This is a genomic window from Halomonas alkalicola, from assembly GCF_030704205.1.
GTDB classification, from domain to species: domain Bacteria; phylum Pseudomonadota; class Gammaproteobacteria; order Pseudomonadales; family Halomonadaceae; genus Halomonas; species Halomonas alkalicola.
The window spans coordinates 1,779,284-1,797,966 of sequence record NZ_CP131913.1 but is presented as its reverse complement, the minus strand read 5'-3'; the positions used below and the strand labels follow the sequence as shown (position 1 = coordinate 1,797,966).

General features: G+C 61.3%; 15 protein-coding genes. All 15 read left to right on the top strand.

Annotated features, from left to right (window positions below):
* Positions 1–107 precede the first annotated feature (107 nt).
* Positions 108–1,322, top strand: a complete 1,215-nt coding sequence (gene hutI, locus B6N23_RS08530) for an imidazolonepropionase (RefSeq protein ID WP_305503688.1) — start codon at positions 108–110, stop codon at positions 1,320–1,322.
* Positions 1,312–2,274: a formimidoylglutamase gene (gene hutG / locus B6N23_RS08525; protein WP_305503686.1), complete on the top strand. Its 963-nt coding sequence runs from the start codon at positions 1,312–1,314 to the stop codon at positions 2,272–2,274. The genes hutI and hutG overlap by 11 nt, the downstream gene beginning before the upstream one ends.
* Before the next feature lie 54 nt (positions 2,275–2,328).
* Complete coding sequence (gene hutU / locus B6N23_RS08520) at positions 2,329–4,005, top strand: urocanate hydratase (protein ID WP_305503685.1); 1,677 nt, start codon at positions 2,329–2,331, stop codon at positions 4,003–4,005.
* A gap of 34 nt (positions 4,006–4,039) precedes the next feature.
* Positions 4,040–4,693: a flavin reductase family protein gene (locus B6N23_RS08515; protein WP_305503684.1), complete on the top strand. Its 654-nt coding sequence runs from the start codon at positions 4,040–4,042 to the stop codon at positions 4,691–4,693.
* Between the two features lie 69 nt (positions 4,694–4,762).
* Positions 4,763–6,088 (top strand): YjiH family protein, encoded by a 1,326-nt coding sequence (locus B6N23_RS08510; protein ID WP_305503683.1) that lies wholly within the window; start codon positions 4,763–4,765, stop codon positions 6,086–6,088.
* 464 nt (positions 6,089–6,552) lie between these two features.
* On the top strand, positions 6,553–7,230 hold the full coding sequence (locus B6N23_RS08505; RefSeq protein WP_305503681.1) for a restriction endonuclease subunit S domain-containing protein: 678 nt from the start codon (positions 6,553–6,555) through the stop codon (positions 7,228–7,230).
* A 15-nt stretch (positions 7,231–7,245) separates the two neighbouring features.
* Positions 7,246–8,778, top strand: a complete 1,533-nt coding sequence (locus B6N23_RS08500; RefSeq protein WP_305503679.1) for a type I restriction-modification system subunit M — start codon at positions 7,246–7,248, stop codon at positions 8,776–8,778.
* Positions 8,768–9,856, top strand: a complete 1,089-nt coding sequence (locus B6N23_RS08495) for a PDDEXK nuclease domain-containing protein (protein WP_169956732.1) — start codon at positions 8,768–8,770, stop codon at positions 9,854–9,856. The genes B6N23_RS08500 and B6N23_RS08495 overlap by 11 nt, the downstream gene beginning before the upstream one ends.
* A complete protein-coding gene (locus B6N23_RS08490) occupies positions 9,849–10,658 on the top strand; it encodes a Fic family protein (protein ID WP_305503677.1) in 810 nt (269 codons plus the stop codon). Before B6N23_RS08495 ends, B6N23_RS08490 begins: the two co-directional genes overlap by 8 nt.
* Positions 10,648–11,823: a restriction endonuclease subunit S gene (locus tag B6N23_RS08485; protein WP_305503675.1), complete on the top strand. Its 1,176-nt coding sequence runs from the start codon at positions 10,648–10,650 to the stop codon at positions 11,821–11,823. Before B6N23_RS08490 ends, B6N23_RS08485 begins: the two co-directional genes overlap by 11 nt.
* Positions 11,817–13,112, top strand: coding sequence for an AAA family ATPase (locus B6N23_RS08480; RefSeq protein ID WP_305503673.1), 1,296 nt, complete (start codon positions 11,817–11,819; stop codon positions 13,110–13,112). The genes B6N23_RS08485 and B6N23_RS08480 overlap by 7 nt, the downstream gene beginning before the upstream one ends.
* 26 nt (positions 13,113–13,138) lie before the next feature.
* Positions 13,139–13,594 (top strand): hypothetical protein, encoded by a 456-nt coding sequence (locus B6N23_RS08475; protein WP_305503671.1) that lies wholly within the window; start codon positions 13,139–13,141, stop codon positions 13,592–13,594.
* A gap of 8 nt (positions 13,595–13,602) precedes the next feature.
* The gene (locus B6N23_RS08470; protein WP_305503669.1) at positions 13,603–16,896 is read left to right on the top strand and encodes a type I restriction endonuclease subunit R; all 3,294 of its coding nucleotides are present in this window, start codon (positions 13,603–13,605) and stop codon (positions 16,894–16,896) included.
* Positions 16,893–17,663 (top strand): M48 family metallopeptidase, encoded by a 771-nt coding sequence (locus B6N23_RS08465; protein ID WP_299311681.1) that lies wholly within the window; start codon positions 16,893–16,895, stop codon positions 17,661–17,663. Before B6N23_RS08470 ends, B6N23_RS08465 begins: the two co-directional genes overlap by 4 nt.
* A gap of 557 nt (positions 17,664–18,220) precedes the next feature.
* A complete protein-coding gene (locus tag B6N23_RS08460) occupies positions 18,221–18,655 on the top strand; it encodes a hypothetical protein (protein ID WP_305503665.1) in 435 nt (144 codons plus the stop codon).
* Positions 18,656–18,683 lie beyond the last annotated feature (28 nt).

The window sequence follows — 18,683 nt, the reverse complement described above, 5'->3', positions numbered from 1 at the left end:
AAGTCTTTCCGTCACGACCTGTGAGAGAGGCCTGAGGGGGTGACGTGAGCCCTTTTCGACGCTAGCCTATCTGTATATACATTAGGTGCCGAGCTCGAGGAGGGGTCATGTCAAACGCGCAAACGCGACGCCTGTGGCGCGATATCTGTGTCTTCGATGGCCTGTGCACCCTGCCGGAGCCCATGGCCGTCATCACGGAGGGAGACCGCGTGGCCTCCCTGGTGGCGATGCGTGACTTCGATGAGGCCAGCGCCCAGGGCTGCCAGGAGATGGGCCGAGGTGGCGTGATGACGCCCGGGCTGGTGGATTGCCACACCCATCTGGTGTTCGGCGGCTCACGTGCCGATGAGTTCGAGGCGCGCCTGGAGGGCGTCAGCTACGAGGAGATCGCCCGCCGCGGCGGCGGCATCCTCAGCACCGTGACCGCCACCCGTGAGGCCAGCGAGGAGGCGCTTTTCGCCGCCGCCCGGCCGCGCCTCGAGGCGCTGATCGCCGACGGCGTCACCACCGTCGAGATCAAGTCCGGCTACGGCCTGACGGTCGAGGACGAGCTGAAGATGCTGCGGGTGGCGCGCCGCCTCGGCGAGGTGTTGCCGGTGCGCGTCGTCACCACCCTGCTGGGTGCCCATGCGCTACCGCCGGAGTTCAAGGATGACAGCGACGGCTATATCGACCTGGTGTGCCAGGAGATGATCCCGGCGGCCGCCGCCGAGGGGCTGGCCGATGCGGTGGACGTCTTCTGCGAGACCATCGCCTTCTCGGTAGCGCAGTGCGAGCGGGTCTTCGAGGCCGCCGAAGCGCATGGCCTGCCGATCAAGGCCCACGCCGAACAGCTCTCCAACCTGGGCGGTACCGCCGTGGCAGCTCGCCACGGGGCGCTCTCCGCCGATCATATCGAGTACCTCGATGAGGCCGGCATCGCCGCCATGCGTGAGGCTGGCAGCGTCGCCGTGATCCTGCCGGGGGCCTTCCACACCCTGCGCGAGACGCAGCAACCGCCCATCGCGGCACTCCGCGAGGCCGGCGTGCCCATGGCCGTGGCCACCGACGCCAACCCGGGCAGCTCGCCGCTGTTCATGCCCACCCTGATGCTCAACCTGGCCTGCACCCTGTTCCGCCTGACGCCCCAGGAAGCATTGGCCGGTATGACGGCTCACGGTGCAGCTGCGCTCGGGTTCAAGGGGGAGGGGCGCGTCCAGGAAGGCGCGACCACCGATCTGTGCGTCTGGGATGTCGATACGCCGGCCGCACTGGCCTATGCCGTCCAGCCCGGGCGGCTGCGTCAGCGCCTGTTCCAGGGGGAACTGACCCATGTCGTCTGATCGCTCACGTCATCAGGATTTCGACATCACCCTGTGGCAGGGACGCACCGATCCCGAGCCCGACAGCGAGCGCTGGCACCAGAAGATCCAGCCGCTGACCGAAAACGCCTCTCCTGGCTGTGCGCTCATCGGCTTTGCCTGCGATGCCGGTGTGGCGCGTAACCAGGGGCGTGTGGGCGCTGCCGAAGGACCTGCTGCGCTGCGCCGTGCCCTGGCACCGCTGGCCTGGCACCGCCAGGCGCCCGCCTATGACGCCGGCGACGTGTGCTGTGAAGGCGACGCCATGGAAGAGGCCCAGCAGGCCCTGGCCGACCGCCTTGCCTCGCTGCTGGCTGCCAGGCACTTCCCCGTCGTGCTGGGAGGGGGCCACGAAGTGGCCTACGCCAGCTGGTCGGGGCTTGCCCGGCACCTGGTGGCCCGCGGGGAGTCAGCACCGCGAATCGGCATCATCAACCTGGATGCCCATTTCGATCTGCGCAATCCCAGCCATGTGCGCTCCTCGGGCACACCCTTTGCCCAGATCGCCAATGACTGCGCGCAGCGTGACTGGCCATTCCGGTATGCCTGCCTCGGTGTAAGCCGGGCCGCCAATACGCGAGCGCTGTTCCACCGCGCCAACGAGCTTGGGGTGATGGTGCGCGAGGATCGAGAGATCACCGTCCAGCGCTTGGCCGACATCGAGCAGGATCTGGCGGACTTCATCCGCGACTGCGACCACCTCTACCTGACTATCGATCTGGATGTGCTGCCTGCCGCTGAGGCTCCCGGGGTGAGTGCCCCTGCTGCCCGCGGCGTATCGCTCGCCCTGATCGAGCCGCTGATCGAGGGCATTCGAGACAGCGGCAAGCTGCGCCTGGCCGACCTGGCGGAGCTCAACCCCGGCCGCGATATCGACGGTCGCACCGCCAGGGCGGCAGCTCGCCTGGTGCACCTGCTGACCCTGAATGACTGAGAGCCGACGGCTCCTGACCACGACAATCCACCGAGACTCCAGAGGCATTTCGACATGACCCAGCGCGACCCCCGCCACGATCCCTCCCGCCAGATCGCCGCCCCCACCGGACCCGAGCGCAGCTGCAAGAGCTGGCTCACCGAGGCGCCGCTGCGCATGCTGATGAACAATCTGCACCCCGACGTGGCCGAGCGCCCCGAAGACCTGGTGGTGTATGGCGGCATCGGCCGCGCCGCTCGCGACTGGGAGTGCTTTGATGCGATCGTCGAGACCCTGCAGCGCCTGGAGGACACCCAGACCCTGCTGGTGCAGTCCGGCAAGCCGGTGGGCGTCTTCGAGACCCACAAGGACGCGCCGCGCGTGCTGATCGCCAACTCCAACCTGGTGCCGGCCTGGGCCAACTGGGAGCACTTCAACGAGCTCGATCGCAAGGGCCTGATGATGTACGGCCAGATGACCGCGGGCTCGTGGATCTATATCGGCTCCCAAGGCATCGTCCAGGGCACCTACGAGACCTTCGTGGAGGCCGGGCGCCAGCACTACGGCGGTGAGCTCTCCGGCCGCTGGATCCTGACCGCCGGCCTCGGTGGTATGGGCGGCGCCCAGCCGCTGGCCGCTACCCTGGCCGGTGCCTGTTCGCTCAACATCGAGTGCCAGCAGACCAGCATCGATTTCCGTCTGCGCACTCGCTACCTGGACGAGCAGGCCACGGATCTCGACGATGCACTCGAGCGTATCGAGCGCTACACCGCCGAAGGCAAGGCGATCTCCATCGGCCTGTGCGCCAATGCTGCCGACATCCTGCCCGAACTGGTCAAGCGCGGGGTGCGCCCCGACATGGTCACCGACCAGACCAGCGCCCACGACCCCCTGCACGGCTACCTGCCCCAGGGCTGGACATGGGAGGAGTATGTGACGCGCGGCAAGGCCGAGCCCGAGGCCACCGTCAAGGCCGCCAAGCAGTCGATGGCGGTGCATGTCCGGGCGATGCTCGACTTCCAGAAGATGGGCGTGCCGACCTTCGACTACGGCAACAACATCCGCCAGATGGCGATGGAAGAGGGTGTCGAAAATGCCTTCGACTTCCCGGGCTTCGTGCCGGCCTATATCCGTCCGCTGTTCTGCCAGGGCATCGGCCCGTTCCGCTGGGCGGCGCTCTCTGGTGATCCGGAGGACATCTACAAGACCGACCAGAAGGTCAAGGAACTGATCCCGGACGATCCACACCTGCACAACTGGCTCGATATGGCCCGCGAGCGCATCAGCTTCCAGGGCCTCCCTGCACGCATCTGCTGGGTTGGCCTCAAGGATCGCGCCCGCCTGGGCCAGGCCTTCAACGAGATGGTCAAGAACGGTGAGCTCAAGGCGCCTGTGGTCATCGGCCGTGATCACCTGGACTCCGGCTCGGTGGCCAGCCCCAACCGCGAGACCGAGTCGATGATGGACGGCTCCGACGCCGTGTCCGACTGGCCGCTGCTCAACGCCCTGCTCAACACCGCCGGCGGCGCCACCTGGGTGTCGCTGCATCATGGCGGCGGTGTGGGCATGGGCTACTCCCAGCACTCCGGCGTGGTGATCGTCTGCGACGGCACCGATGATGCTCACACCCGCGTGGGCCGGGTGCTGCGCAACGACCCGGGCACCGGGGTGATGCGCCACGCCGATGCCGGCTACGAGATCGCCAAGGAGTGCGCCCGTGAAAACGGACTCGACCTGCCGATGATCAAGTGAACGATCTGACACCAACAAACAAAGAGGACATGAAATGAAATATATGCCGAACAGTGAGAAGTGCCCGCTGCCGTACTCACCCTTCAAGAGTTGTACGGTTCCGCGCCCGATCGGCTGGCTCTCTTCCATCAGCCCGGATGGGGTCGAGAACCTGGCACCTTACAGTCAATGGCAGAACCTGACGTTTGACCCGCCAATGGTGATGTTTGCTGCCAACCAGTATCCGGATGGCAGGCGGAAAGATACGGTCATCAACGCCGAGAAGACCGGCTGGTTCGTCTGGAATATGGTGACCTGGGATCTCAAGGACGCCATGAACACGTCCGCCATGGCCGTACCGTATGGTGAAAGTGAAATCAGTCTTGCCGGCCTTAAGACGGTCAAGGCAGACCTTTCCGATGTGCCGATGGTGGCGGATAGCCCCTGTCACTTCGAGTGCAAGTACATCTCGACGCACCGCCTCAAGGGAAACTCGAATGTGGGTACCATCGATATTGTCTTTGCAGAAGTGGTGAAGATTCACGTCAAGGATGAATTTATCACCGAAGAAGGCAAGATCGACATCATGAAAGCGCGCCCCATCGCGCGCATGGGTTATCACGATTACACCGTTGTAGATAATATGTTTGAAATGAAGATCCCTAAAGCATCGCCTGATGAGGCAGATGGACTTGAGGGGCGTCCTTAAAGCATATGTAACGCGAAGCAGGAGGAGCCTTCCTCCTGCAGTTTCATTATTCATGATGAGGCTATAATAATGAAGATCGATGCGGCTCAGGGTGAAACAAGATCAAGATACTCCATTTCGGAGATCGCTAGGGTTGCCATTCCTAGTGTGCTGGGCATAATGGTGTTCTTTGTGCCAATCACGATTGCTGGGAATAACACGATCCTCTTGGATCATCTGGTGACGAGGTTTGAAGCGGCGTTAGGAGCTAATAGCCAGTGGTACGCATTGGCTCTTATTTTTGGCGGAACGGTTCATTCGATAATGACCAGGTTCTGGACTAAAGGTTTTGGTAGCATAGTTTTTGCCATCTTCAAGATTCTCGGGCTTGTGCTGGCGGTCATGGTGATTTTGGGAGCTGGTCCAGCTGTGCTTTACGAGCCGTTTATGCTGGAGTTCTTGTGGAAGGCCTTGGTCATTCCCGTGGCAATTCTGGTTCCCGTAGGTGCTATATTCATGCCTCTTCTGGTGAGCTATGGCCTCGTAGAGCTTGTGGGTACCCTGACCCAGCCATTTATGAGAAAAGCATTTCACGTGCCTGGGCGGTCTGCCATTGATGCTGTTGCCTCATTCATTACGAGCTTTGCTGTTGGCCTTCTGATCACCAACAAAGCTTATTTGAATGGTGAGTACTCTGCAAAAGAAGCTGCCATCATCGCCACTGGCTTCTCAACGGTCTCGGTTGCTTTTATGGTGATCGTGGCGCGCACTCTTGGGTTGATGGATATCTGGGTAATTTTCTTTATGGCAACTCTTTTTACTACAGTTGTAGTGACTGCCGCTAGCGCCAGGATTCCGCCGATTTCACGCATGAGTGACCACGCTGAAAATGCAGAGCGGGAGCCAGAGAAAGGTCGGAGAATTACTACTGCATTATCTGAGTCAGTCAAGGCTGCTAATTCGCCAAAGAACTTCTTTGTTCTTGTCAAGGAGAACCTGAAGGATGGCTTTGTCATGACGATGACAATCCTTCCCACTATTCTCTCTATTGGCACTATTAGTCTTCTGATCGAGAAGTACACGCCTGCATTCGACTATATTGGATATGCATTTTATCCAATCACTATGCTGTTTGGGCTTGAGAACGGGCTAGAGCTTTCGTCTGCCGTATCAACAAGCTACTCGGAAATGTTTCTTCCGGCTTTGATCATGGCTGAGGCCGACATGGTGTCGAAGTTGGTGGCCGGCATTACCGCCATTGCATCGATTCTGTTTGTCGCAGCCTCCATTCCCTGCATCATGGCAACCAGCATCCCAATTTCCTTCTATGGCCTGACGTTTATCTGGTTCGTCAGAACGGCGTTGACGATGTTCGTCTCAATTCCGCTCTCAATGCTGATAGTGTTTTTTATGTGATCGACCACTGGGAAGCCTTACATCCAAAGCTAGCCGCTACCATACCCGGGGTGAAGATCCACCCCGGGTATCAATTCAATCACACTGTGCCCGGAAGATAGAAGTAAAAGGAGGGGTTTTTATACCTTCATCGGTGCTGGCGGCGCTTGCTTCGTATGCTCGTGAAACACGTCGGCAGTTCTGCTTGACGGACTTCTGAGTTACATCAAGGACATGCTGGAAATTTAGAAGGCATCCAACCCCGGCGTTTTCCTCACCAGCTAAAGGTCAGTCGACAGCGCCGCTCAAAATCGACCCAGTCATGGCGTCTTCACACGTATACGTGCCATGGCCGGGCTGCCTTCATGGGTCTGCCATTCTTATTTTTGCGTCTTTATCAATGATGCAATAGCCTCTTGACCCATGCGCGTTGGCCGCCTACGCTTTGTTGCATCATAAAGAATGACGCAACAAGGCGGAGCGCGATGACGACCGCAACACCCCATGAGGTGCCCCTGGAGGCCCTCGCCGAGATCAAGCCAGGCTACCCCTTTCGTGGGGCGCTCAAGCACGACCCCAAGGGGAGTGCGCGGGTGGTGCAGGTGCGCCATCTGGACCCGGAGCACGGCTTTGGGTCCAGCTGCCGGGAGGATGCGTTTGACCGGGTCACCCTGGAGGGCAAGCGCAAGCCGGACTACCTGCAGCCCGGCGACCTGCTGTTTATCTCTCGCGGCTCACGCTTCTTCGCGGCGGTGGTGCCCGACGAGATTCCCGCCGAGACGGTCTGCACGCCACACTTCTTCCTGATTCGCCTGACAGGGGCGGCCCAGGGCAAGCTCTCGCCCGAATTTCTGGCGTGGCAGATCAACCATCACGATGCTCAGGCTTACCTCACCCGCTGGGGCCAGGGCTCGGCCCAGCACAGCGTTACCAAACAGCAGCTCAAGGCACTGCCCGTGACACTTCCCGATCTCGCACGGCAGGCGCTGGTGGTGGCCTATCACCGCGCCGCTCGGGAAGAGGTGACGCAGCTGCAGGCGCTGATCGATAACCGGGCTCAACAGATGCAGGCCCTGGGCAGCGCTGTCCTCGCTCAGGCGCGGGCGCCGCAGTCCGCTTCAAACACCATACCGCATGCTTTGGTCGCCGCCGGCCACCACTGATCAGGGAGGATAACCATGAGCACTGAACTCAACAGCACTGACGCCATCAAGCAGGACCGTATCAACAAGGCGGTCTGGAACGCCTGCGATACCTTCCGTGGCACCGTCGACCCAAGCATCTACAAGGACTACGTCCTGACCATGCTGTTCGTGAAGTACCTGTCGGACGTCTGGCAGGATCACTACGACCAGTACAAGGCCGAGCACGGTGACTTCCCGGCGCTGATCCAAGAACTGATGCAGAACGAGCGTTTCGTGCTGCCATCGGACGCCAACTTCTACGCCCTGCACGAGGCGCGCCATGAGCCCGGCAACGGCGAGCGCATCGACAAGGCCCTGCATGCCATCGAAGAAGCCAATACCGGCAAGCTGGCCGACGTGTTCCAGGACATCAGCTTCAACTCCACCAAGCTGGGTGACGAGAAGCAGAAGAACGAGATTCTGAAGTCGCTGCTGGAGGACTTCGCCAAGGATGATCTCAACCTGCGCCCGAGCCGGGTGGGCAAGCTCGACATCATCGGCAACGCCTACGAGTTCCTGATCAAGCAGTTTGCCGCTTCGTCCGGCAAGAAGGCCGGCGAGTTCTACACCCCGCCGGAGGTCTCCGAGCTGATCGCCGAGCTGGTAGCGCCAAGGGAGAACGACGAGATCTGCGACCCGGCCTGCGGCTCCGCCTCGCTGCTGCTGAAGTGTGCCAACCAGATCCGCAGCGCCTATGACGGCTCCAAGCGCTTCGCGCTGTATGGCCAGGAGGCCATCGGCAGCACCTGGGCGCTGGCCAAGATGAACATGTTTCTGCACGGCATCGACAACCACAAGATCGAATGGGGCGATACCCTGCGCAACCCTAAGCTGCTGGACGGCGAGGGCAAGCTGAAGCACTTCGACGTGGTGGTGGCCAATCCGCCGTTCTCGCTGGAGAAGTGGGGCCACGAGGGTGCCGGCAGCGACCCCTATGGGCGTTTCCGCCGTGGCGTGCCGCCCAAGACCAAGGGCGACTACGCCTTCATCCTGCACATGATCGAGACACTCAAGCCACGCACCGGACGCATGGGCGTGGTGGTCCCCCACGGCGTGCTGTTTCGTGGCTCCAGCGAAGGCAAGATCCGCAAGCAGCTGATCGATGAGGGCATGCTCGATGCGGTGATCGGCCTGCCGGAGAAGCTCTTCTACGGCACCGGCATCCCGGCGGCCATCATGGTGTTCCGCAAGGATAGGACCGACGACAAGGTGCTGTTTATCGACGCCAGCCGCGAGTTCGTTGCCGGCAAGAACCAGAACCAGCTCAGCGACGAGAATGTCGCTAAGGTCGTGCGTACCTATCAGCAGCGCGAAGAGGTCGACAAGTACAGCCACCTGGCCACGCTGGAGGAGATCCAGGAGAACGACTACAACCTCAACATTCCCCGCTACGTCGACACCTTCGAGGAAGAGGAGGAGATCGACCTGATGGCAGTGCGCGCCGAGCGCCACAAGCTGCAGCAGCGGCTCGAGGAGCTGGACCGCGAGATGGAGGGGTATCTCAAGGAGCTGGGCTATGTCTCGTGAGCCCGAGCGGCGGCCTAAGCAAGGATCTCAGCGTTCAGATCTAAGCCCCCAGCTGGTGGAAGAGATCCGCCAGCTGGTTGGCGCCGCCCGGCGTGAGGTGGTGCAGGCCGTCAACAGCACCATGGTACAGACGTATTGGCACATCGGGCGCCTCATCGTTGAAGACGAGCAGCAGGGCGAGGTGCGGGCCGTCTACGGTAAGCAGCAGCTGCAGCGGCTCTCCGAGGAGCTGACACAGGAGTTTGGCAGGGGCTTTGATATCACCAACCTGCGTACCATGAGGCGCTTCTATCAGGCTTTTCCAATTCGAGACGCAGTGCGTCTCGAATTGAGCTGGACGCACTACCGCGTCCTGCTGCGGGTCGAAAGTGAGGCGGCCCGGCGGTGGTATCAGCAAGAGGCCATCGAGCAGGGATGGAGCGCGCGGGCGCTGGAGCGGCAAATCGGCAAGCTCTATTACGAGCGGTTGCTGAGCAGCCGTGACCGAGCCGCGGTGCAGGAAGAGGCGCAGGCGCTCACGCAACCGCTGGCGGAGCAGGATACTCGGCACTACCTGCGCGACCCTTATGTGCTCGACTTCCTGGACCTGCCCAGCGAGCGCTACCTGGAAGCCGACCTGGAGCGGGGGCTGATCGACAACCTCCAGGCGTTCCTTTTGGAACTGGGCAAGGGCTTTGCCTTCGTCGCCCGTCAGCAGCGCATCAGTACCGAGGATCAGGACTTCTATATCGACCTCGTCTTCTACAACTTCAAGCTCAAGTGCTTCCTGCTGGTCGACCTCAAGCTGGGCAAGCTCACCCACCAGGACGTGGGCCAGATGGACAGCTATATCCGCATCTATGACCAGCACCGTAAAGGCAATGACGATAACCCCACGATTGGGCTGATCCTGTGTAGCCAGAAAAGCGAGGCGGTGGTGAAGTACTCGGTGCTCACCGACAGCGAGCAGATGTTCGCGGCCAAGTATTTGCCCTATCTGCCCTCTGAAGAGGAGCTACGGCGTGAACTGGAGCGTGAGCGGGTGCTGGTGCAGCAGCAGATAGCGGCAGCTAGCCCCGGGGAAGGTGACCATGAGTAAACGTTTCGCCCATCTGGACTGGCTGAAGGCGCAGCTGGACCGGCACCGGCCGCTACCGCGCCAGGTGGTGGAGAATCTCCACGACTCCCTGGTGCTGCAGTGGACCTATCACAGCAACGCCATCGAGGGAAACACGCTGACCCTCAAGGAGACCAAGGTCGCCCTGGAAGGCATCACCGTGGGCGGCAAGACCCTGCGCGAGCACTTCGAGGCGATCAACCACCGGGAAGCGATCCTGATGGTGGAGGATCTGGTCAGTCAGAACGAGCCGCTTTCAGAATGGCTGATCAAGTCGCTGCACCAGCTGGTGTTGAAGAACATCGACGACGAGCATGCCGGGGTCTACCGCCAGGTCAACGTGATGATCTCGGGGGCCGACCATCGGCCGCCGGAAGCACATATCGTGCCCCAGGCCATGAGCGATTTTGTTGCCTGGTACCGTGATGAAGCCAACCAGCTGCACCCGGTCGAGCGCGCCGCCCGCGTGCACGGCGAGTTCGTGAAGATCCCCCCCTTTGTGGACGGCAACGGTCGCACCTCGCGGCTGCTGATGAACCTGGAGCTGATGAAGGCCGGCTTCCCGGCGGCATTGATCCAGGTCGAGCAGCGCCTGGCCTACTACGAAGCCCTGGATACCGCCCACTGCAGCGGCGACTACGGGCCCTTTATCGAGCTGCTAAGCGATAGCGTGGAGCGCAGCTTCCAGCCCTATTGGTGGGCGTTAGGAATCGAGAAAGAAATGGAGCAGCCGCTGCAGCAGTCCCAGCAGGCACAGAACAAGGAGGTGGAGGATGATTCCTGAGGGGTGGAAATTAACCAAGCTGGCTGAGGGCATTGAGCTGGTTTCAGGTCAGCACGTTGAGGCTCAGTATGTGAATGAGGAAGGAGCGGGGGAGCCTTATCTTACTGGGCCAGCAGATTTTGATGGAGGCAAGATTATTTCATCAAAGTTCACGGATTTTGCTAATAAATTCTGTGAAGAGGGCGATGTTCTTGTAACGGTTAAAGGGTCTGGGACTGGAAGAATTGTTAGGGCCGACAGGCGGTATGCCATTAGCCGGCAGTTGATGTCTATAAAGGCAAGAGGTTTTGATAGTAACTATTTATATTTTTTGGTTTCCTCTAAGGTGGGCTCTTATGAGGGTGCAGCCGCGGGTCTAATACCAGGAATATCAAGAGTTGACATACTCAATGCTGATGTTCTTGCGCCACCTGTCAGCGAGCAAATAAGAATTGCAAAAATCATATCATCTTGGGATGAAGTTATTGGTGTTTCTGAGCGCATGCTCGAATCCAGTAGAAAGCAAAAACGCGCCCTGATGCAGCATCTGCTTACTGGTAAGCGTCGGCTTCCTGGGGCTGAAGGACGTTGGCGAGAAGAAAGATTGGGGGATCTGTTTAGCGAGAGAAACGAAACCGGTCGGGATGAGCTACCCTTGCTTGCCATCACTGGAGGCTCTGGTGTCATTGATCGCGGCGAACTTGCTAGACGAGATACGTCCAGTGAAGACAAGGGGAAATATAAGCGGCTTTGTATAGGTGATATTGGATATAACACAATGCGGATGTGGCAAGGGGTGTCTGGCCTGTCAGATAAAGAGGGGCTTGTTAGTCCAGCCTATACGGTAGTAACCCCAGGTCACGAAGCTGATGGCTTGTTTTTTTCTTATCTTTTCAAGTTCCCTCGGGTGATTCATGAGTTCTATCGCCACTCTCAAGGCCTTGTTTCAGATACATGGAACTTGAAGTATAGGCATTTCTCAGAAATTAAGGTGGCGGTTCCAGAGGTCGATGAGCAAAAGGCCATCGCCAAAGTGCTCTCCCAAGCAGATGCGGAAATCGAAGCCCAGCAGCGCCGCCTCGACTGCCTGCGCCAGGAGAAAAGGGCCCTGATGCAGCAGTTGCTCACCGGCAAGCGGCGGGTCAAGGTGGAGGCGACCGTTCCCACCGAGGAGGCCGCATGCTGACGCGCATCCTGATCGACCACTTCAAGAGCTACCGGCGGCAGTCGCTGCCGCTGGCACCCCTTACGCTGCTGATCGGGGCCAATGCCTCGGGCAAGAGCAACGCCATCGAAGCGTTCCGATTCCTCTGCTGGCTGGGGCAGGGGCAGAAGCTTTCGGTGCTCAAGCATCGGGTGGACGACTCCGAGGAGATCCTGCGCGGCCAGGTGCGCGACCTGGGCTATCTCGGTGCCGATACCTTTGGGCTAGGCTGTCGTCGGGACGATAGCGACTGGCACCAGTTCGACATCGCGATCGCTCGGCGCGACGGCGAGCTGCATATCACCCAGGAAAGCATCAGCTCGCCCAGCGAGGCTTTTCCTCTCTACCAGGTGGAGCAGGTATCCCAGGGGCTCAGTGCCGATATTCGCGTGGCCTACAACAACTTCGCACGCGGCGGGCGCAAGCCACAGGTGACCTGCACCGACCAGATCGCCGTGATGTGCCAGCTCGCCAGCTCGGCGATGTTTCAGGAGGGGCATGACAAGGCGCGCCATGTGATCCCGGCCACTACCCAGGCGTTTCAGGACCAGCTGGTGGCCACGCTGTTTCTCGACCCGGTGCCCGCGCTGATGCGTGACGACAGCCACCCGGATCGCACGTTGCGCGGTGACGGTGCCAATCTCTCGGGGGTTCTCTATCAGCTCTGGCAGACCGAGGAGAACCGGCCGCGGATTCTCGATTTCATCAAGAGTCTGCCCGAGCAGAACGTGACCGATGTGCGCTTTTTCGAAGACCGCAAGGGGCGCGTGGCGCTCTCCCTCGTCGAGAGCTTCGGCCATCAGGAGCGGGAGTGGTCGGTGGAGCTGCTCTCCGATGGCACCCTGCGGGTGCTGGCCATCGCCGCCGCGATGCTCTCCGCCCCGGAGGGGGCCGCCGTGGTCATCGAGGAGGTCGATAACGGCATCCACCCCTCGCGGGCCTTTCAGCTGATGGAGACCATGCGGCGGCTGGCGGAGCAGCGCCACCTGCGCCTGCTGCTCTCCACCCACAACCCGGCGCTGATGGATGCACTGCCTGACGCCTCGTTGGGCGACGTGGTGTTCTGCTACCGCGACCCGGAAGAGGGCGACAGCCGCCTGGTGCGGCTGGCCGATCTGGACGACTACCCCGGCCTGGTGGCCCAGGGGCCGCTGGGCGAGCTCGTGACCCGCGGCGTGGTCGATCGCTTCGTGAAATCTCCGGTATCGCCCGAACAGAAGAAGGCCAAGGCGCTGGATTGGCTGGCCAGGATGCAGGGAGGCGAGTCGTGAGCTGCGTCTGCCTGATCGATACCTGCGTGCTACTCAACCTGCTCAATGTGCCTGGCCGCAATCAACAGATGGCGGAAGTGACGGCGGACTACCTCCAGTATGTCGACTTGGGGGCGACCCTCATTATGCCCATGGCGACCATGATGGAGACGGGCAACCATATCGCCCAGAACGGTAACGGCACCAAGCGCCGGGAGACCGCCGCGCGTTTCTGCGACATGGTCCGCGCCTCCTTCACCGAGGACAACCCGCCCTGGCAGCCGAGTGAGTTCCCCAGCATCCAGGAGGTGACGACCTGGCTGGACCGTTTCCCCGACCTGGCCGGTCAGAACAAGTCGCCAACCCGTACCGGCGAGGGCACCAGTTTCGGTGACCTGAGCATCATTGCCGAGTATGAAAAATGCTGCCGGCGCTTTGCCATGTCGGAAGTCTTCATCTGGTCGCTGGATAGCGACCTTGCCTGCTACCACCATCGGCCATAAGGGATGCCATGACCGCTCGCCTCACCCCCAACACCACCGAGCTCTACGCCTCGCATATTCCCGCGCTGGCCACGCTGATCAATGCCGGCTGGAGCTACCTGCCGCCCGCCCAGGTTGGCGAGCTCCGGCGCTCCAACCGAGAGGTGGTGCTCAAGCCGCTGCTGGAGGCGTACCTTCGGCAACACCGCTTCGAGTACCGCGGCGAGTGCTACCCGCTCTCCGCGGATGGCGTGCAGCAGGTGGTCAACGGGGTGCTGTCGCTGGGTCTGGGCGAGGGTCTGATGGTGGCCAACCAGCGCCTGCACGAGCGCCTGACCCTGGGCGTGACCATCACCGAGTTCATGCCCAACGGCCAGAAACATGCGGTCACGGTGCCGCTGGTGAACTGGCAAGACGTCGAGGTCAACGACTTCCAGATCACCGAGGAATTCGAGGTGTTGTCGGTCCACGGCACCCATACGCGGCGCCCCGACCTGGTGGGCTTTCTCAACGGTATTCCGGTGGTGGTGATCGAGGCCAAGCAGGCGGCCTCCGGCAACCCCAACAAGTCGATGATCGACGAGGGGGTCAGCCAGACCCTTCGTAACCAGAAGGTCGACGAGATTCCCCTGCTGTTCGCCTACAGCCAACTGGTGATGGCAATCAGCCTGACCGACGGACGCTACGCCACCACTGGCACCCCGGCCAAGTTCTGGATGCGCTGGGTAGAGGAGCAGATCCCGGAGGTGACGTTCGAACGCCTCAAGAATCAGCCGCTACCGGAAACCACTCGGCAGGCGCTGTTCGACGACAAGCCCCCCAGCGTGCGCGCGCACTTCGAGGCGCTATGGAGCAAGCCAGTGCTCCCCACCGAGCAGGACCGCATGCTGATCAGCCTGCTGCGCCCCGACAGGCTGCTGAAGGTCATTCGCTTCTACCTGCTGTTCAGCAAGGGCAAGAAGATCGTCGCTCGTTATCCGCAGTTCTTCGCCATCGAGGCGCTGATCGAGCAGATCACCCAGTTCTCGCCGGACGGCAGCCGCCAGGGCGGGGTAGTGTGGCATACCACCGGCTCGGGGAAGTCGTTCACCATGGTGTTCCTCAGCCAGGCGCTGATTCTGCATCAGGCGCTCAAGGCGTGCCGAGTGCTGGTGGTCACCGACCGGGTCGACCTGGAGAAGCAGCTCTCCAATACCTTCGCCGAGGGCGGCGCTCTGGGCCTGCAGAGCGTAGGGGGCGGGCAGATCGCCAACCGGGCGCGGGCCAGCAGCGGGCGCGAGCTGGCCCGGGAGATCGGCCAGGGCAACCAGCGCGTGCTGTTTACCCTGATCGACAAGTTCCGCTCGGCGGTGAAGCACCCGGAGTGCTACAACCCCAGCGAGAATTTCCTGGTGCTGGTGGATGAAGGGCACCGCAGCCACGGCGGCGAGAACCATGTGCGCATGCGCAACGCCCTGCCGGGGGCCTCGTTCATCGCCTTCACCGGCACGCCGCTGATCAAGCGCGACAAGACCACCACGGCGGAGCGCTTCGGCCCCATCGTGCACGCCTACACCATGCGCAAGGCGGTGGATGACGGCACCGTCACGCCGCTGCTCTACGAGGAGCGCCGCCCCGAGCTGGATATCAACGAGGCTTCCATCGATGCCTGGTTTGACAAGATCACCCTGGGGCTCTCCGACGAGCAGAAGGCGGACCTCAAGAAAAAGTACGCCAAGCGGGGTGCCATCTACGGCGCGAAGCGACGTATCCAGCTGATTGCCTGGGACATCTCGCTGCATTTCGAGCGGCATATCAAGCAGTACCGAAACGGCCTCAAGGCCCAGCTGGCCTGCGACAGCAAGCTCTCGGCGATTCGCTACAAGCAGGAGCTGGATGAGATCGGCAAGGTGACCTCCCGGGTCGTGATCTCCTCGCCGGATACCCGTGAGGGGCACGAGAGTATCGATGAGGCCACGCTGCCCGAGGTGCAGCAGTGGTGGAAGGCTAACGTCCCCGGTGATGCCGAGGCCTATGAGCGCAAGGCCATCGAGGAGTTCGGCGCCGATGGCGAGCCCGACCTGCTGATCGTGGTCGACAAGCTGCTGACCGGCTTCGACGAGCCCCGCAACGGGGTGCTCTACATTGACAAGCCGCTCAAGGGGCACAACCTGATCCAGGCCATTGCCCGGGTGAACCGGCTGCACGAGGAGAAGCCCTTCGGGCTGCTGGTCGACTACCGTGGCATCCTCAAGGAGCTGGATACCGCCATTCAGGACTACCAGGACCTGGAAGAGCAGACCCAGGGCGGCTACGACATCGAGGATATCGAGGGCCTCTACCATAACGTCGACACCGAATATAAGCGCCTGCCCGGTCTGCACGAGCGGCTGTGGCGCTTTTTCGCCGAGGTCGAGAACACCGCCGATCAGGAGGCGTTCCGGCGCGTGCTGATGCCCCACTACGAGCAGGACGAGGACGGGCATGACGTCGACGTGCGCCAGGCGCTACGCGAGGACTTCTACGCGGCGCTGACCGAGTTCGGCATGTGCCTGAAGCTCGCCCTGTCGTCGCAGAGCTTCTTCCAGGACAAGTCGTTTTCCGAGGCCACCGTCAGCGCCTACAAGCGCGACCTGCGCTGGTTCGTCAAGCTGCGCCAGATCGCTCGCCAGGACGCCCAGGAGACGGTCGACTACTCCACCTACGAGAAGCAGATCCGCAAGCTGGTGGACAGCGACGTGACCGGCCTTGAAGTGCGCAGCGGTCCCGGCCTCTATGCCGTCGAGCAGCTGGGCCAGCAGCCGGAAGAGGAGTGGAGCGACGAGAAGGCCCGCAACGAGGCCGACCGCATCCGCACCCGCACCAAGAAGACCATCGAGCAGGAGCTGGGGGATGACCCCTACGCCCAGAAGGTATTCTCCGAGCTGCTGCGCCAGGCGATCCAGGAGGCCGATGCGCTCTTCGATTTCCCGGGCAAGCAGTATGCCCTGCTCAAGGAGGTCGAGGAGCAGGTGCGCGAGCGCAACCTGCCAAGCATTCCCGCCGCTCTCAAGGACAACGCCCATGCTCGGGCCTACTACGGCGTGTTCCGACTGCAGCTGGGCGAAATCGCGTTCGAGACCATGCCGGAGGAGGAGCATCAGGCGCTGGTAGATGAAGCGCTGGCCATCGATGCCCTGGTCGACCAGCAGGTGGCCATGAACACTCTCAACCCCCAGGACATCGAGGCAGGGATCAGAAGGGAGCTGCTTCCTTCGCTGTTCAAGCGCTTCGGCCTGGAGCAGGCCAAGGCAATCATCGATGACGTGATCCAAATCGTGCGGGTAGGGCGGCAGCGCGGATGAGCGAGATCCACCATGCAAACGGCCATGAGCAGGCGCAGCACGCCGTGCGCTATGGAGCGCGGTCGCTACCTTTTTACTGGACCCAGCTGGATACCGCGGCAACGCCTAGGCCCCGCAAGGCGGTGATTCACGTGCACCCCAACGGCGAGGTCGAGGTGCAGACGCCCAGCGGTACCTCGCTTGCCGAGGCCAAGAGAGCCCTGCTCAAGCGTGCCCGCTGGGTGGTAGAGCACCTGGATGCCATTCATGAGCGTCAGCGTCACGTGCTGCCGCGCGACTATGTCAGCGGCGAGACACTCTTCTACCTGGGCCGTCACTATGTGCTCAAGTGCGTGCCCAGCGAGGAAGAGCGCCACGTTAAGCTGCTGCGCGGGCAGATCCGCGTGACGGGCGCTGACCTGGCCCGGGAGAGGGTCAGGAGTGAACTGCGTGCCTGGTACCGGCAGCGTGCCAATGACGTCTTCCAGCGGCGCCTGAATCACGTCGCAGAGCGGCTACGCTGGCTGCAGGAGCGACCCGAGTGGCGGCTGCTGGAGATGAAGACCCAGTGGGGCAGCTGCTCCCCCGGGGGCAGCATCTTGCTCAATCCGCACCTGGTGAAGGCACCCACCGAGTGCATCGACTACGTCATCCTCCATGAGCTCTGTCACCTGGAAGAGCACAACCACAGCCAGCGCTTCTACGACCTGCTCGGCTACGCCATGCCGCGCTGGGAGGCCGTGAAGCACCGGCTGGATGGGATGTCGGAGCTGCTGTTGAATGAGTGAGGGGCAAGGACCGCCCCTTGCCGGCTCTCTAACCCGGAAACGAGGCCTTGCCATGAAGCAGCCATCACCAGATACCCAGGAAATGCTGGAAAGCCTTCGAGAGTGCGTTTCTCGAGAGCTTGAACGCAAGCGGCGCCTTGGCCATTACGCCGTGATCTGGCAAGACGGCCAGCCCGTGCTGATGGGTGAGGATGCTCCGGCTCGGCAGCTCGCCGATACAACGTCCCAGGACATAAGTCGGCGGTAGCGTGGCCCATTGGTAGGTGCGCTCCAGAAGGGCTGAGAAGAAAAATTAGACCTATCCTGACCCGGTTCGCCAAGAGCCCATGGGGCCGGCCGCCCCGTTGGCCACCTGGTTTACAAAGCGGTGGGGTGAGACAACCCAGCTAGCGACCGACTAGGAGATGAGCTTGAGGAGATATGGCGTAGCGGGGTAGCAGCGGAAGCTCGCCATCTCACGAAGGTTATGGCCTTATCTTTTAGTGCTATGCGGAGCATTGCGACGGCTAGTGAGGCAGACTTGAGTATTTCGGCACTGAATGGGGGAGGTCAGAGCCATGACCCGACAGGTTTCAGACGAGCTTATCTGGAAGGGGGCGCGCTACTATCTGGAAGACCCGCCAGGGCTGCCAAAGCGTCACGATGGGCTTGTGGAGCAAGACCCTGATCAATTCTCATCGAATGACTTCGACTTGTTACTGACTCGGACCACCGCCTGTCGGCGTGGATATGTTGTGACCTGGGTGGTGGCAGATGATCGACTTTACCTTGACGCGATTATAGGCTCTCGCTCGCTCGTTGCAGGCCCATTGTTGGCCGATTGGGTATCGGGAAAGCTGTTGGCGCCTACCAAGCCGTTAGGCCTTCACATCAACATCAGTTTTACCCCTCAAAATATTGAGTATCTGCGAATAACGGTGGAAAAGGGCGTTGTGGTTCACTGCTCGGTGGGGAAAGGTGTGGGAGATCCGTATCATGCCCCAGCGGGTTAAAAGAACCAGCTCGGAGAAACCTAGGGCT